The organism is Streptomyces sp. NPDC005151 (assembly GCF_053599875.1).
In genome coordinates, this window is sequence record NZ_JBSFYR010000028.1 from 43,979 (window position 1) to 58,227 (window position 14,249).

Sequence of the window (14,249 nt, forward strand, 5' to 3'; positions counted from 1 at the left end):
GGCGGGCCGCCGCAGAGCGGCGGCGGCCCCGCCCGGCCGAGGTTCATCTTCCGCATCACGGTCCCCGCTGCTCTCAGTACGCCCCGCGGCCGTCGGTGACGGCGCGCAGCGTACGGACCATGAGCCCCAGATCCGTGGCCACCGACCAGTTGTCGACGTACCACAGATCGAGCGAAACCGTCTCCTGCCAGGAGAGATCGGAACGCCCGCTGACCTGCCACAGCCCGGTCAGCCCGGGCCGGACCGCGAGCCGCCGGAGCTCGCGCTCGTCGTAGCGGGACACCTCCTCCGGAAGAGGCGGACGAGGACCCACCAGGGACATCTCGCCACGGACGACATTGAGCAGCTGCGGCAGCTCATCGAGCGAGCTCCGGCGCAGCAGCCGGCCGATCCGCGTCACCCGGGGATCGCGGCGGATCTTGAACATCGCACCGTCGTTCTCGTTCGCTGCGACGAGCTCCGCCTTGTGTGTTTCGGCGTCCTCGACCATGGTGCGGAACTTCCACATGGTGAACGGCCGGTTGTGCCGGCCCTGGCGGATCTGGCGGTGGAACACCGGGCCCTCGGAGGTGAGCCTTATGGCTGCCCCGATCAGGAGCAACAACGGTGCCAGCAGCACCAGTCCGAACGCCGCACCCGTGCGGTCCATCGCACCCTTCAGGGCCATCTGCGGCCCCTGGCGGAGCGGCGGCTCGATGTGCAGCAGCGTCAGCCCGGCCGCCGAGGCGGGCCGGACCCGGCCTGCCGCGATCTCCGAGAGGTCCGACAGCACGGACAGCTGCAGCCCCCCGTCGTGCAGGCCCCAGGACAGTTGCCGCAGCCGCTCCCCGGAAAGCTGTGGTCCGGGTATCACCAGCGCCAGGTCCGCCTCGTGGGCGAAGGCTCCGGCCAGCACCGCCGACACGTCGTCGTCGGCGGGAGCCGGTGCGAGGTGCCCCGGGACCGGAGCCTCGCAGCCCAGTGATGCCTCTCCGACGGGTATGGCCGCAACGACGTTGTATGCGTGGTCCGTTCGGGAACCAAGCAGCCGCACCGCCCGGTCCACCCCTGAAGCCTCACCGACCACCAGCACGCGGTGCTCGGCGCGCTGCCGCCGCCCTGGCCAAGGGGGTTGGCGCACGAACGAAACGGCCACGGTCACCAGCAGGCCGGGCAGGAGCGCCACGACCGCGGTCACAGGCCGTACCGGCTCGCCGAACACCGTGCTGAGGACGGCCAGTGCGCCGACGAGCAGCAGCCAGTCCCCGGGCGCGGTCAGTGCACTCCGGAGGCACCCCGGCCGCCCGGTTGTGTACCGGCCACGCGCCAGCCGGGCTCCGCACCACACCAACGCGGCGACGATCGCCGCCAGTTGGGCCCGCGGGATCCCGTCCGTGCGAAGGATGAGCCAGGCCGGTACTCCCAGCCCGAGAAGATCGGCCCCGACGACGAGCGGCAGGTACCGGCCCGGTCTTCTCTTCGGTGCGGGCGTCTGGTCGGAACGCTCGCGCTGTACGGTCGGGGCACTCCACAGCTGTTCAAGTTCCCTGCTGCGAGGCCGATTCGAAGTGGTCCGTGGTCGTGGCGCCCCCGCCAGTCCCACGGATCCCGGTATGTCGGATTCGGGTAGCTCGACATGCCCCATGAACCCCCCAGTCACAGTTGCATCTCCACAAACGGGACGCATCCGCCGATCCCATGGACTGACGGATGCGCCCTCGCTCGCTGCACGATATCCACACACGTGCCATTTCGCTGGAGTTCTCGTGAAGTTCAGACATAAACGATGGCTCGGATCTCGTCCCGTTCCGCACTGGATACAGGAGGTCTGCGATCGGCTGTTGGCATTTGGCGGGTTCCGCCCTGGGATTATGTGCGGACATGTCACGTCCTCGCAATGCCGCACCCACGTCCGGGAGAATGCACCCAAGGCGGCGAGCGCCGACAACAAGAGCACGACCGCGCCCGAGACGCTGCGCGCGCGGTACGGGAAGTACGCCGACTTCGAGAAGCTGATGGCCCGGTACGACCCGTCCGGCACCTTCCGCAACGACTTCCTGGACCGCCACTTCCCAAAGTGACGCACAGTGTGAACGTCAGCGGCCGTCGCGCTCGTGCCGGTAGCGGGGCGGCCACGCGCTCGCCGACCTTCCCGGTGCGAGATGGTCCACCACCTCGGCGAGCTCCTCGCAGGCCTGCTCGATCCTGCGCCGGATATTCATGTCCTCGCTGACGATCGACGCCAGCAGCAGTGCGGTGAGGGCCATGGAGCCGTTGAGGATCGCCAGATTGAGCACGATCTCAAGGATCGTGTGACCGCTGAACGGTCCCACTTTCTCACTGCCTGCGACGATCGCCAGCACGGACAGCACAAGGGCACACGGCGCGCTGCCCGCCAGCTGGAAGCGCAGCGCTGCCCAGATGAGCACCGGGAACATCACGTAGAGCATCGACAGCGAGCTTCTGGTGGCCACCACGCCGATCACGACGCAGACGACTGCCAGCGCGGTCGCCTCCGCCCACCGGTCGGTCCTCCGCGGCCGCCGCGCCCTGCGCATCACGAGGAGCAGGGGGGTGACGATGAGTACGCCCATGGCGTCCCCCGCCCACCAGGCCGCCCAGACCGGCCAGAAATGGCCGAGCGGCAGCCTGCCGGTGAGTGCCAGCATGCCCGTGCCCACGGTGGCGCTGATCAGCATCCCGGCCATCGCACCGAGGAAGACCAGGATCACCCCGTCGCGCAGCCGGTCCAGTTCCTTCCGGAACCCGGCCCTGCGGAGCATGAGGTACGCGCAGACCGGCGCGATGGTGTTGCCTGCGACGATGCCGGGGGTGGCGAGGTCGACCGGGCCGGTGACGGTGGCGACGACGAGGAAGGATCCAAGAGCGATACCGGGCCAGATACGCAGGCCGAGATAGATCAGAGAGCTCAGCGCGATGCCCGTCGGTGGCCAGAGGGGGGTGACTCTGGCTCCGTGGATGGTCACCTGCCTGAGCAGACCGATCTGTCCCGCCCCGTAATAGGCGGCGGCGACCGCCAGGATACTGAGGGCGGTCACCGCCGTACCTCTGGTTCCCTCACTGCGGCTCACAGCTCTCATGAGACACCGCGGGCCCGGGGCGGCGGCTGTGTGACACGCTCGGCTCAGGGATGCTCACGGTGTGCTGCCCGGCGTCACCGGTCGTCACGCTGTGCGGCCCGGGACGCGTCGTGGCGCAGGACGAGTACGGCGGCATCGTCCTCGTGCCCGGTGCGTTCCGCCGCCTGCAGCACCGCGTCGGCCAGCTCGTCGGCCCCGGCCGCGGCGCGTGAGGCCACCAGCTGCACCACCGTGTCCAGGCCCTCCTCGATCGGGAACGACGGCCCCTCGACCACCCCGTCGGTGAGCAGCACGAACGCCCCCGGGGTCGTCAGCCGGTGCCGCGTGACCGGATACTGCGGACCGGCCTGAATGCCCAGCGGCAGACCCCCCGCGTCCTCGGAGATGCCGGAGCGTCCGTCGACCGTCGCCCACACCCCGGCCACATGTCCGGCGCGCGCGGTGTCGAGTACCCACGTGCGCGGGTCGAGACGGACGAACGTGCAGGTCGCGAAGAGCGTGCTGTCGACGGACAGCAACAGATCATTGGTGCGGCTCAGTATCTCGCCCGGATCCGAGGTCGTGGCGGCGATCGCCCGCATCCCGATCCGGATCTGCCCCATGAACGCGGCGGCTTCGACGTCATGGCCCTGTACGTCCCCGATGGCGAAGCCGAGCGTGCCGTCCGGCAGCGGAAAGCCGTCGTACCAGTCGCCACCGATGTCCAGGCCACTGCGGGCCGGCGTGTAACGGGCCGCCGTCTGCAGACCGGGACGGGCGGGCAGGGTGGCCGGCAGCATCTCGCGCTGCAGCGCCTCGGCCAGCTCCACGCGCGCCTGGTGCAGCTGCACCTCCTGCCGCGCCCGGGCGGTGAGTTGCTGCAACGTGGTGAGCAGCTCCTCCGCACTCACCGAAGTGGGAGGACGACGCCGGTTCATGGGCCGCTCCGCAGTGCATTCGTTCGCGAGCCGCAACACACAGGGCCTGACGCGGCGGGACGGAACCGTGAGGCCCCTCTTCCGGCTGCCCCTGCATCATATTTCGACGTTGAACACCCTGCAGTGCGAGCCGCCTTCAGGGGATCGCGTCGTGCCGGCCCGAAGGGGCCGGGCCGGGAGCGCGCGAACGGACTCGGGTGGAGAGATGCTGAAGAGAACCGCGTCGTGGCGGCTCACCGTGGCCGGACGCGGGCGAGGAGGTGCGCAATGACACGCACGCTGGAATGGAAGCTCCGCCTCGATCTGTCCGAGGAGGAGGGCACGACCAAGGCCGAAGCCGTGCTGGACACCGGTTCGGAGAAGCTCACCGGCCACGGGGTGGCGCGCTGCAACCCGACGGACGTGGATATCCCCAGCATCGGTGACGAACTCGCTGCGAGCCGCGCGATGAAGGATGTCGCCGGCCAGCTGATGAGAGAGGCGGACCGCGAAATGGAGTCAGTGGGTGCCGGCCCCCCGAAGGGTCCCCTCGGCAAGCCGTACGCCTGGACCGACGTGTCGAGCTAGGGCCTTTCTTTCGGATCGGACCGGATCTAGGTGTGGCCTGCCGCCGAGTGGCCGGTGGCGCCGTGGTGCGCGCGGCTGCAGGGCGGAGGGGGGAGACAACGGGAAGGTGTTTCCTCATGCCTTCGGGGCTGTTCCTGTCCGTGGGAGGACGTATGACCCGTACCTCATTGAAGTGTTCACGATCGGCACCCGGCTGACCCGCGAGATGACGCACCGCGCTCCGGACACGGCACCGGCCGCCGTTGCGGCGGCCGTCCCCGACCGGAGCGGCGGCACCCGGCTCGGCGAGACGCCGGGTGCCTTCCTCGACACCGGGGGCCGGCGCGCCACCGCACGTGGAGCCGTGGTCGTCGTGCTCTCCGACGGCCGGGAGCGGGGCGACGCGCTGCCCGCGGATCGGATGCGGTGGCTGCACCGGCCGGCACACCGGGTGGTGCGGTCCAACCCGCGCCGGGCCGGACCGGGTTACGAACCACGGGCCGCAGGCATGGCTGCAGCGCTGCCCGGCGTGGACGCGTTCGTCGAGGGAAACAGCCTGCAGACGCTGGAGCAGTTGGCGGCCGTCGTCGGCGGAGCCGCACCGGCACGCGGTGAGTGCCATGCGTGAGATTCTCCCGGCGCTGAGCCGCTGGTACGCCTCCGGTGAACCGTTCGGACTTGCGACGGTCGTCGCGGTCACCCGCAGCGCGCCCCGGGGCCCCGGGGCGGCGATGGCGGTGGGCCCCGGCGACGAAGTCGTGGGCAGCGTCTCCGGCGGCTGCGTCGAAGGCGCCGTCTTCGACCTGGCCAAGGAGGTCGTGGAGACCGGACGGGCACAGCTCCACACCTTCGGCTACAGCGACGAGGACGCCTTCGCCGTCGGGCTCACCTGCGGAGGCGAGATCACCCTCCTTGTACGCCCCGTGTCGGCCGTCACCGACCCCGCGTTCGGCGAGGTCGCCGCGTCGGTCGCCGCACACCGTCCGGTGGTGGTCGCCACCGTGACCGACGGCCCCGCTCCGCGCGGCGCCGCGCTCTCCGTATGGCCGGACACGGTGTCCGGCTCCCTGGGCACCAGCGGCCTCGACGTCGCCGTCACCGCCGACGCCCGGGGCGAACTGGCCCAAGGGGCAACGGGCCTGCGCCACTACGGACCGCGCGGCGAACGCCGCGAGGACGACGTCACGGTGTTCCTGCAGTCGTTCGCGCCGCCGCCGCGCATGCTGGTCTTCGGCGCGATCGACTTCGCCGCCGCCGTGGCCCGCATCGGCGCGTTCCTCGGCTATCGGGTCACGGTGTGCGACGCCCGCCCGGCCTTCGCCGATCCCCGCCGCTTCCCGGCCGGGGCGGAGGTGGTCGTCGACTGGCCGCACCGCTACCTGCGCGGCACCGGCACCGACGAGCGGACCGTGATGTGCGTACTCACCCACGATCCGAAATTCGACGTCCCGCTGCTGGAGGTGGCTCTGCGTTCCCCGGCCGCGTACATCGGCGTGATGGGGAGCCGCCGCACCCATGAGGAACGCCTGGCCCGGCTGCGCGAGACCGGACTCGGCGAGGCGGAGCTCGCGAGACTGCGCTCGCCCATCGGCCTCGACCTCGGCGCCCGCACCCCCGAGGAGGTGGCCGTCTCGATCGCCGCGGAGATCGTTGCGCTGCGCTGGGGCGGTACCGGCGCCCCCCTGGCGGACACGGCCGGGGCGATCCACCGGCCGCGACCGAAGTCCGTGTGAGGAGGAGACCATGCAGCTGCACCACTCATTCACCGTTCCGGTACCGGTTGACGAGGCGTGGCGGCAGCTGCTCGACATCGAGCGGGTCTCGCGCTGCATGCCCGGCGCCACCGTGGAGGACTTCGACGGCGAGACCATCAAGGGCTCCGTCCAGGTGAAGGTGGGTCCGATCACCGTGACATACCGCGGCACGGCGACCTTCCTGGAGAAGGACGAACCGGAGCACCTGATCGTGCTGGCCGCCAAGGGCAAGGAAGTGCGGGGCCAGGGCGTGGCCGCGGCCGCCGTCACCGGGACGCTCGCCGAGCGCGACGACTGCACGACCGTCACCGTCGACAGCGACCTGACGATCACCGGACGAGCGGCCCAGTTCGGCCGCGGGGTGATGAGCGACGTCAGCGACAAGCTCGTCGGACAGTTCGCCGACTGCCTCTCCGCGCAGCTGTCGGAGGCGGCAGCGGCTGCGCGTGGACCCGCAGCGCAGAACGGCGCCGCGGAACCGGCTGCGCGCGAACCCGTCTCGCGGACCGGCGCCGCGGAGCCCGGACCCGCGGCACCGCTCGGGGGCGGCGGCACGGGCGCGTACGAGGCGGAACCGATCGATCGGCTGCGCACGGCGGGTGAGCCGGTGGCCGAACGCGCGGCGGCGGTTCTTGGCGCGGCTGCCCTTGCCGCGCTGGCCGTGGTTCTCCTGCGCGGGATCTGCCGCCGGCGGGCCGGCCACGGCCGGTGCCGGTGAGGGGCCGGCCGACCTCGGTTGCCGGGGAACTCGCTCCCGCTCACCGCCACTCACTTCATCTCAGCAAACCGACAGCAGCTCACAACCCCTTCAGGCCAAGGGACTTGCCCATGGCGCGGCACTGCGCGTCGAAATACGTGACCGCGTGGAGGGGTTCGATACGCAGCCACAGTGTGCGGGATCTCGACTCCATGGACACCAAGCTAACGCGCGCCGAAGTGCCGCTCCACGATCGCCGTGGTGTCGGTGCCGCGCGGCAGGATGCCGTACTGGTGACCGCGGTCCGCGCCCAGGCGTGCGGCGACGAACGCCTCGGCCAGGGGCGCCGGAGCGTGCCGCAGCATCAGCGAGGACTGCAGGGCGAGCGCCATGCCCTCGACCGTCGCCCGCGCACGGAGCTCCGCGGCGAGCGGATCGCGCAGATCCGCGACCAGCTCCTGACGCACCCGACGCACATGCGCGTCCAGCACAGCACTGGCCCCGGCCGTGGTCTCCAGCTCGGCCCAGATGGCATCCAGGGACTGCGGGGTCCTGGCGATACCACGCAGCACATCGAGCGCGATCACATTGCCGGAGCCCTCCCACACGGCCATCACCGGCTGCTCGCGGTAGCGCCGGGCGAGTGGCCAGTCCTCGGTGTAGCCATTGCCGCCCAGACACTCCAGAGCCTCGTACGCGTGGTGCGGACCGCGCTTGCAGATCCAGTACTTGGACACCGCGGTGGCCAGTCGGCGGAACATCGTCTCGGACTCGCTGCTGCCGGTCTCGTACGCCCGGGCGAGGCGTAGCGAGGTCCAGGTCGCGGCCTCCGTCTCCAGGGCCAGGTCGGCGAGGACCGCTGTCATGGCGGGCTGGTCGACCAGCCTGGCACCGAAGGCGCTGCGGTGCTGCGCGTGCCAGATCGCTTCGGACACCGACTGGCGCATGCCCGCGGTGGTGCCGAGGACACAGTCCAGACGGGTGTGGTTGACCATTTCGATGATGGTGGGAACGCCGCGACCGGGCTCGCCGACCCGCACCGCCCAGGTTCCGTCGAACTCCACCTCGGAGGACGCGTTCGACTTGTTGCCGAGCTTGTTCTTCAGTCGCTGGATACGGACGGTGTTACGGGTGCCGTCGGCCAGCACACGCGGTACGAGGAAGCAGGTCAGCCCGGCCGGGGCCTGGGCCAGAACGAGGAAGGCATCCGACTGCGGGGCCGAGAAGAACCACTTGTGACCGGTCAGCAGGTGGGCCCGGCCGCCGGGGTCGGAGGCCACCGGAACCGCGCGGGTGGTGTTGGCACGAACGTCGGAACCCCCCTGCTTCTCCGTCATGCCCATGCCGAACGTCAGCCCCGACTTGCTGCCCGGGGCGATCAGCCGCGGGTCGTACGAGCGGCTCAGCAGGCCCGGGAGCCAGTCACGGCCCACCTCGGCGTCGCGCTGCAGTACGGGGACCACGGCGTGCGACATCGACATCGGGCAGGCGTGGCCCGGCTCGATCTGGGCGAACAGCATGAACGACGCCGCCCGCGCGACCGCGGCACCCGGCTTCGGATCGGCCCAGGCCGCGGTGTGCGTGCCGTAGCCCACGGCCGCGCCGATGACCTCGTGGTACGCGGGGTGGAACTCGACTTCGTCGACGCGGTTGCCGTACCGGTCGTGGGTGCGGAGCGCGGGTGGTGACGTGTGCGCGAGTTCCGCACTGTTCTGGAACGGTTCCGAGCCGACCAGGCTGCCGATCTCATGGAGCTCCGGCTCGTGCCAGGCCGCGCCGAATGCCCGTACCGCCTCGACGAGCGGCGGATTGGTGCCGTACTCGTCCAGGCCGGTCCGGGGTGGCACCTGATTGGTGACCTCGTGGGTGGGGTGCGGTGCGGGAGCCCCTGACCGGAGGTCGGTGGGGTGTGCGGTGACGGTCATGTCGGCGGTCCTGTCTGACGTCGGCGGTAGGAGTTTCGGCCGGGAGGTTGCTCTGCTGGTACGGCGGTGCGGTGGGAGCGGTCAGGTGCCGCCCGCTCCCACCGCTCTCAGGCACAGCGTGGCGATGTCCGCCACGACCGGCTCCGGGTCGGTGCGTTCGCCCACCGGGGAGAGCGGACCGAGCAGCGCCTCGCTGATCGCCCCGATTACGGCGGCGGCCGAGAGCCGGGCGTTCTGCGCGGGCAGCTGGCCGGCCTCGATCCCCGCGGCGATGACCGTCTCGGCGAGGGCGTGGTAGCCGCGGCGATAGGTCAGCCGCTCCGCCTCGACCAGCGGATCGACCGGCTCGGCAAGCAGAGCCCAGGCCGTGCGGGGTGTCCGCAGCGCCCGGAACGCGAAGACCTCGACCAGGGTGCGCAACTGCTCCGCCGCCCCTCTTGTGGCGCCCACGGCCTGCTGCACCGCGGTGAGCTCATGACCTGCGACATGACGGAAGACCGCGGCGAGCAGCTCCTGCTTGGAGGCGAAGTGGTTGTAGACGCTGCCGGTGGCGACTCCGGCCCGCTCGGCGAGCGCGGAGATGCTGGCCGCGGCGTATCCGCCCTCGGCCAGCAGCTGCCGCGCGGCGTCCAGCAGCCGCTGGCGATGCGCGAGCCGGGTCGCCTCGGTACGGGCGGTGGGGCGGTAGGCCATGATGTTCTGAACCTCGATTCATAACTTCAGCTCCCACTGAACCACCGTTGTGTCCGCCGCGCAATGATCGGCGGCCGTCGGTGGCGGCAGGGAGGTAGAACCCCCTTTCTCTTTTCCCCAGGTAGCGGAAAGCCCGTTCGAGGCCGGGTGGGCGATGGTTGTTACAGAATTCCGTGCCGGTCACGCAGGGGTGAGCCGTGGTGCGCGCGGGTTGACGTGGCGCGCACCGTGCCGGATGTGCCGGTCCCGAACGGGTGGGTGCAGCGGTCAGCGATTGACAGGTACCCGGGTAGTTGAATGCGTGCCAAATGCATGCGCGTGTGACGGAAATGTCTGCATTTCGTAACACGTATCGAGGCGTCTGTCGTAAATCGGGCGATCGGGTCAAAGTGTGCGCTCTCGGCATCACGCCGGGATCGATCAACGCTCGGGCCACACGGTCCGGGCCTGCACCTGAGGGGTTTTCATGTCCCGTTCCGCACGGCGGTTCACTGCAACCGTTATTGCTGCCGGCGCGCTGGTGGGCGCCGCCGCTCTCCCGGCCGCCGCCGACGACAACGACCGCGGTTACGGCCGGCCGAACTCGCATTCCGGCGTTGTCCTGGGCGAGATCCAGTACGACAGCCCCGGACGCGAAAACGGCACCAACCGCAGCCTCAACGACGAGTGGGTCACCGTCACCAACACCAGCTACCGCACGGTCGACCTCAGTGACTGGACCCTCAGCGACGAGAGCCGCCGTACCTACCGGTTCGACATGCGTCTGGCCGGCCGCTCCTCGGTGCGGGTCCACACCGGCTACGGCCGCGACAACCGTCAGGACGTCTACCAGGACCTCCGCCGCTACGTCTGGGACAACAGCGACACGGCGACCCTGCGCGACGAGGACGGCGACAGGGTCGACTCGAAGTCCTGGGGCCGTCACTACGACGGGTGGTGGGGCCACGGACGTGACGACGACAACCGCCGCCACGAGGACCGTCGCCACGAGGACCGTCGCCACGAGGAGCGTCGCCACGAGGAGCGTCGCCACGAGGAGCGTCGCCACGAGGAGCGTCGCCACGAGGAGCGTCGCCACGAGGAGCGTCGCCACGACGGTCGGGGCCACGAGAACCGCGATCACGACGGTCGGGGCCACGAGAACCGCGATCACGACGGTCGTCGTTGACCCCCTGCACCCACCTGTCCCCTGACCCTCTGACCCCCGCTCCCTGACCCGGGAGCGGGGCCCCGCCCCATCCGCCCGCGGCGCACCCCGGCCCCCGGCCGCGGTGCGCCGCCTGAGTCAGGGGCAGCGGTCCATGGGCCGCTGCGCCGATACCGCCCGCGGCGCAAGCTCACAGCACCCCGCCCGCCTCGTCATGGAACGCCTCGGGCTGGTAGTGCCAGTCGTCCTCCTCACCGGTCGGGAGGCAGGCCACCGGATCCGCCGAAGCCGGCAGCGAGACCATGGCCGTGGCCGGGGGACCGTACATGTCGGCGGCCAGGCGGTGTTCCTTCTCGATGAGGTGCTCGCGGTGCAGGATCCACACCGTGAACGCGCGCATCGATATACCGGCGTTCAGCGGGCGGAGCACCTCGTAGGAGATGCATCAGGCATGGATCGCACCCATCCTGCCGTCATTGAGGACGAGATGTCCTCGATGAGCCGTCCCCGACAGAGCAACTGTTCCGCGCTGATCGGAAGGACTCCGGGTAGTTGTACAGATCCTCGTCCTCGCCCCGCCGCTCGCGGCGCTCGGCCGGCGTGGGCAGCAGCGGGGTCTCCGTGTCCAGGCTGAACGTCGTCCCAGATCCTGAATGCGTTACCGCCGAACCATCCGCCCGCCCAGTGCTGATCCACTCCCTATCGTGGGGGAGGCCGTTATGCTCCGTCTCCCTGCTGATCGGGGCGAGCGGGGGCGCCCTCGTCATTCGGGGCCCGCGACCTCCTGTTCGGCCCAGAGCGCCTTGCCGGTCCGGCCGTATCGGGTGCCCCAGTGGGTGGCGAGCTGGGAGACGATGAAGAGCCCGCGTCCGCCTTCGTCGACGGTCCGGGCGTGGCGCAGGTGCGGGGCCACCGGACTGCTGTCGTGGACCTCGCAGGTCAGCGAGCGGTCCAGGATGAGCCGCAGGTGCAGCGGCGGGCTGCCGTAGCGGACGGCGTTGGTGACCAGCTCGCTGACGATCAGTTCGGTGGCGTAGACCGTCTCTTCGTCGAGGTCCCAGCCGTCGAGCCGGTCGCGCACGAGCGTACGGGCGATGGCGGGTGTCGTCCGGTCGTGGGCCAGCTCCCACGTGGCGACATGGTCGGGCGGGACGGTGCCGGTCCGGGCGAGGAGCAGAGCGGCGCCGTCGGGGTGGCTGCCGGCCGGCAGGTTGTAGACGACGTCGTCACACAGCTCCTGCAGGCTGCGTCCGGGGTGCACGAGCGCCTCCCGGGCCCGCGCGGCGCTCTCGGCGTCGGGCAGCAGCGCGCGGGTGCCGAGCGCCAGGACGCTGCCCTCTTCCAGTTGAAGGGTGGCAGCGGCGAACGGGGCGCTGTCGGCGGAGAAGAGGGCGGGCCCCTCGGGTACGTCGAAGGGCGGCGTGCTGCCGTCGGGGCCGATGACGATCGGCCCGGGATGCCCCGCCAATGCGATCGTGCAGCGGCGCGTGAACGGGTCGTAGACCGCGTACAGACACGTCGCCGTCAGAGATTCCCGGTGCAGGGAGTCGCCGGGGGGCAGTGCGGCACGCTCCTCGGCCAGGCGGCCGGCCGTGTCGTTCAGCCGGGCCAGGACCTCGTCGGGTTCCAGGTCGAGACCGGCCAGCGCATGAATGACCGTACGCAACTGTCCCATGGTGATGGCCGTCTGGAGACCGTGCCCCGCGACATTGCCGACAACCAGTGCGGTGCGGGCGCCGGACAGGCTGATGGTGTCGAACCAGCAGCCGCTGTTGCGCCCGGGAAGGAGGACATGCGCGGTGTCGACGGCGACATGGCTGCTCTCGTGCTGCGGCAGCAGCCGCCGATGCACCGTCGACGCGATCACGTGTTCGCGCTCGAACCGGCGCGCGTTGTCGATGCTCAGTGCCACATGGGCGGCCGCGATCAGCGCGAGGGAGACGTCGTACTCGTCGTACGGCTCGGACCCCCGGTCGCGGTACAGACTCACCAGTCCGAGGACGGCGCCACGCAGTTTGAGCGGGGCCACGATCAGCGAATGGGCCCCGATCGTCCGGATCAGCCGGGCGCTCTCGGGATCCGCGGACAGCCACGGGGTGTCCGCGTCGAGCCGGATGCGACGGGGCCGCAGGTCGGACACCGCCAGGGCGAACGGGGTACGGGCGGGCAGCGTGCGCGTGTCGCCGACGAGACCGTCCACCTGACTGGTGCCGTCGACACCTCGCAGAGCTGCCCGCCGCAGCGGTACTTCGGGCCCCAACGGGCCCACCGGAGGATCCGCGCCGCGCAGCACATCGTCCACCACCTCGACCACGGCGAAGTCGGCGAACCCCGGCACGACCGCGTCGACGAGCCCCTCGCAGGTGGTCGCCACATCGAGGGACCGGCCCACCCCCTTGCGCACATCGGCCAGGGTCGCGGACCGCGCGCGTGCTTTCTCACGTTCGGTGACATCGACGACCGACGCGAGCAGGCCGAGTGTCTGCCCCAGTACGTCGTCGAGGCGGTAGACGGAGACCATGAGGCTGCGATCCGGACCGGGCGTGCCCTGGAGGCGGCCCCGGACGAGGTGGTCGCGTACGGGCACGCCGGTGTCCAGCACTCGTTGCAGTTTCGCCCTGATCTCGTCGGGCTGTTCGAGGCGGTACGCGTCGGAGAAGGGACGCCCGACCAGCCGCTGGGCGTGGACGGGGTCGGACAGGGCGTTGATCCGCACCAGCCGCAGCTGCGGATCGAGCACATGGAGGCCCACCGACGACTGGGTGAACAGTCTGTCGAGGAGCGCGGTCCCCATGGTGTCGGGCGGCATCGACGCGGGGACGGTGGGACCTGCGTCCGACACGGTTGCACCCCGATCGCGCTCTGCTGGCCTCTGTGAATCGGCACGTATGGGATCAGCGTCCACGCTGCCCGCGCGCCCGGCCACCGATATGTGGCAGACGGGTGAATTCGGAACAGGGCCGTCGGCGCACCCCGCCCCCGGCGGAGGGGGCGGCAACCTTTCGGCTTCCGGCGGCAACTGACGTGACGACATCCGCCCCCGGTCCCGAAGGTGCCTACCGTGGCTCACCCGCATCCCCGAACCGCCCGCAGACGGGTGCCGCCGTACAGACCGGGGGTCGCCCCGTCCACGCCCTGCGTGACGTTGGCCCGGGTCTCCGACGGATTGGGTACCGGGGTCGGCGTCGCCGGGACGCTGGTGCGCGCCGTCGATTCGGTGAACGGATCCTGCCTGGCTGACCCCGCCGGCGGCAGGAACACCTCACCGGCCGCCACCGAACCGCCGTCGGGGCGGGAGCACGATGGTCAGGATCACCGCGGCCACGAGGGCGGCGCCGATCGACGCCACCTTCGGCACGGAACGCCACCAGGGGCGGCCCGGACCACCGGGTCCGCCCGGTACGGGCGGCCCACCCGTGGAGCCGCCACCGCCACCGCCCGACGGGACATCGGGCGGTGGCGGCACGGAACCCGGCTGCGAGGGGCCCGA

11 protein-coding genes and 2 pseudogenes are annotated in these 14,249 nt (G+C 70.9%); 6 read left to right on the forward strand and 7 right to left on the reverse strand.

Annotated features, from left to right (window positions below; translation table 11 throughout):
* Positions 1–73: 73 nt before the first annotated feature.
* The gene (locus tag ACWD6R_RS17435) at positions 74–1,582 is read right to left on the reverse strand and encodes a sugar transferase (RefSeq protein WP_451819474.1); all 1,509 of its coding nucleotides are present in this window, start codon (positions 1,580–1,582) and stop codon (positions 74–76) included.
* Positions 1,583–1,850: 268 nt separating this feature from the next.
* On the opposite strand from ACWD6R_RS17435, the gene ACWD6R_RS17440 reads away from it, so the two are divergent.
* Positions 1,851–2,060: a hypothetical protein gene (locus ACWD6R_RS17440; protein WP_451819475.1), complete on the forward strand. Its 210-nt coding sequence runs from the start codon at positions 1,851–1,853 to the stop codon at positions 2,058–2,060.
* A gap of 15 nt (positions 2,061–2,075) precedes the next feature.
* Here the strand turns inward: ACWD6R_RS17440 and ACWD6R_RS17445 are convergent, their stop codons facing one another.
* Together ACWD6R_RS17445 and ACWD6R_RS17450 are read right to left on the reverse strand one after the other, a co-directional pair.
* On the reverse strand, positions 2,076–3,071 hold the full coding sequence (locus tag ACWD6R_RS17445; RefSeq protein ID WP_451819476.1) for an MASE1 domain-containing protein: 996 nt from the start codon (positions 3,069–3,071) through the stop codon (positions 2,076–2,078).
* An 83-nt stretch (positions 3,072–3,154) separates the two neighbouring features.
* On the reverse strand, positions 3,155–3,997 hold the full coding sequence (locus tag ACWD6R_RS17450; protein WP_451819477.1) for a PP2C family protein-serine/threonine phosphatase: 843 nt from the start codon (positions 3,995–3,997) through the stop codon (positions 3,155–3,157).
* 267 nt (positions 3,998–4,264) lie between these two features.
* On the opposite strand from ACWD6R_RS17450, the gene ACWD6R_RS17455 reads away from it, so the two are divergent.
* From ACWD6R_RS17455 to ACWD6R_RS17470, 4 genes and pseudogenes are all read left to right on the forward strand, one after another.
* Positions 4,265–4,564, forward strand: coding sequence for a DUF1876 domain-containing protein (locus tag ACWD6R_RS17455; RefSeq protein WP_266989077.1), 300 nt, complete (start codon positions 4,265–4,267; stop codon positions 4,562–4,564).
* Between the two features lie 169 nt (positions 4,565–4,733).
* Positions 4,734–5,171: pseudogene (locus tag ACWD6R_RS17460) on the forward strand (VWA domain-containing protein); the annotation flags it as partial.
* The gene (locus ACWD6R_RS17465; RefSeq protein ID WP_451819478.1) at positions 5,164–6,276 is read left to right on the forward strand and encodes an XdhC family protein; all 1,113 of its coding nucleotides are present in this window, start codon (positions 5,164–5,166) and stop codon (positions 6,274–6,276) included. The pseudogene ACWD6R_RS17460 and the gene ACWD6R_RS17465, both read left to right, overlap by 8 nt.
* Positions 6,277–6,286: 10 nt before the next feature.
* The gene (locus tag ACWD6R_RS17470) at positions 6,287–7,015 is read left to right on the forward strand and encodes an SRPBCC family protein (protein ID WP_451819479.1); all 729 of its coding nucleotides are present in this window, start codon (positions 6,287–6,289) and stop codon (positions 7,013–7,015) included.
* A 203-nt stretch (positions 7,016–7,218) separates the two neighbouring features.
* Here ACWD6R_RS17470 and ACWD6R_RS17475 read toward each other — a convergent pair whose 3' ends face one another.
* Together ACWD6R_RS17475 and ACWD6R_RS17480 are read right to left on the reverse strand one after the other, a co-directional pair.
* On the reverse strand, positions 7,219–8,919 hold the full coding sequence (locus ACWD6R_RS17475; RefSeq protein WP_451819480.1) for an acyl-CoA dehydrogenase family protein: 1,701 nt from the start codon (positions 8,917–8,919) through the stop codon (positions 7,219–7,221).
* 81 nt (positions 8,920–9,000) lie between these two features.
* Entirely contained in the window at positions 9,001–9,612 is a 612-nt protein-coding gene (locus ACWD6R_RS17480; RefSeq protein ID WP_451819481.1) for a TetR/AcrR family transcriptional regulator, read from the reverse strand.
* 466 nt (positions 9,613–10,078) lie between these two features.
* On the opposite strand from ACWD6R_RS17480, the pseudogene ACWD6R_RS17485 reads away from it, so the two are divergent.
* A pseudogene (locus ACWD6R_RS17485) lies at positions 10,079–10,546 on the forward strand (lamin tail domain-containing protein); the annotation flags it as partial.
* Between the two features lie 403 nt (positions 10,547–10,949).
* Here the strand turns inward: ACWD6R_RS17485 and ACWD6R_RS17490 are convergent.
* Both ACWD6R_RS17490 and ACWD6R_RS17495 read right to left on the reverse strand, forming a co-directional pair.
* The gene (locus tag ACWD6R_RS17490; RefSeq protein ID WP_451819482.1) at positions 10,950–11,159 is read right to left on the reverse strand and encodes a hypothetical protein; all 210 of its coding nucleotides are present in this window, start codon (positions 11,157–11,159) and stop codon (positions 10,950–10,952) included.
* A 363-nt stretch (positions 11,160–11,522) separates the two neighbouring features.
* On the reverse strand, positions 11,523–13,601 hold the full coding sequence (locus ACWD6R_RS17495; RefSeq protein WP_451819483.1) for a SpoIIE family protein phosphatase: 2,079 nt from the start codon (positions 13,599–13,601) through the stop codon (positions 11,523–11,525).
* Between the last annotated feature and the right edge of the window lie 648 nt (positions 13,602–14,249).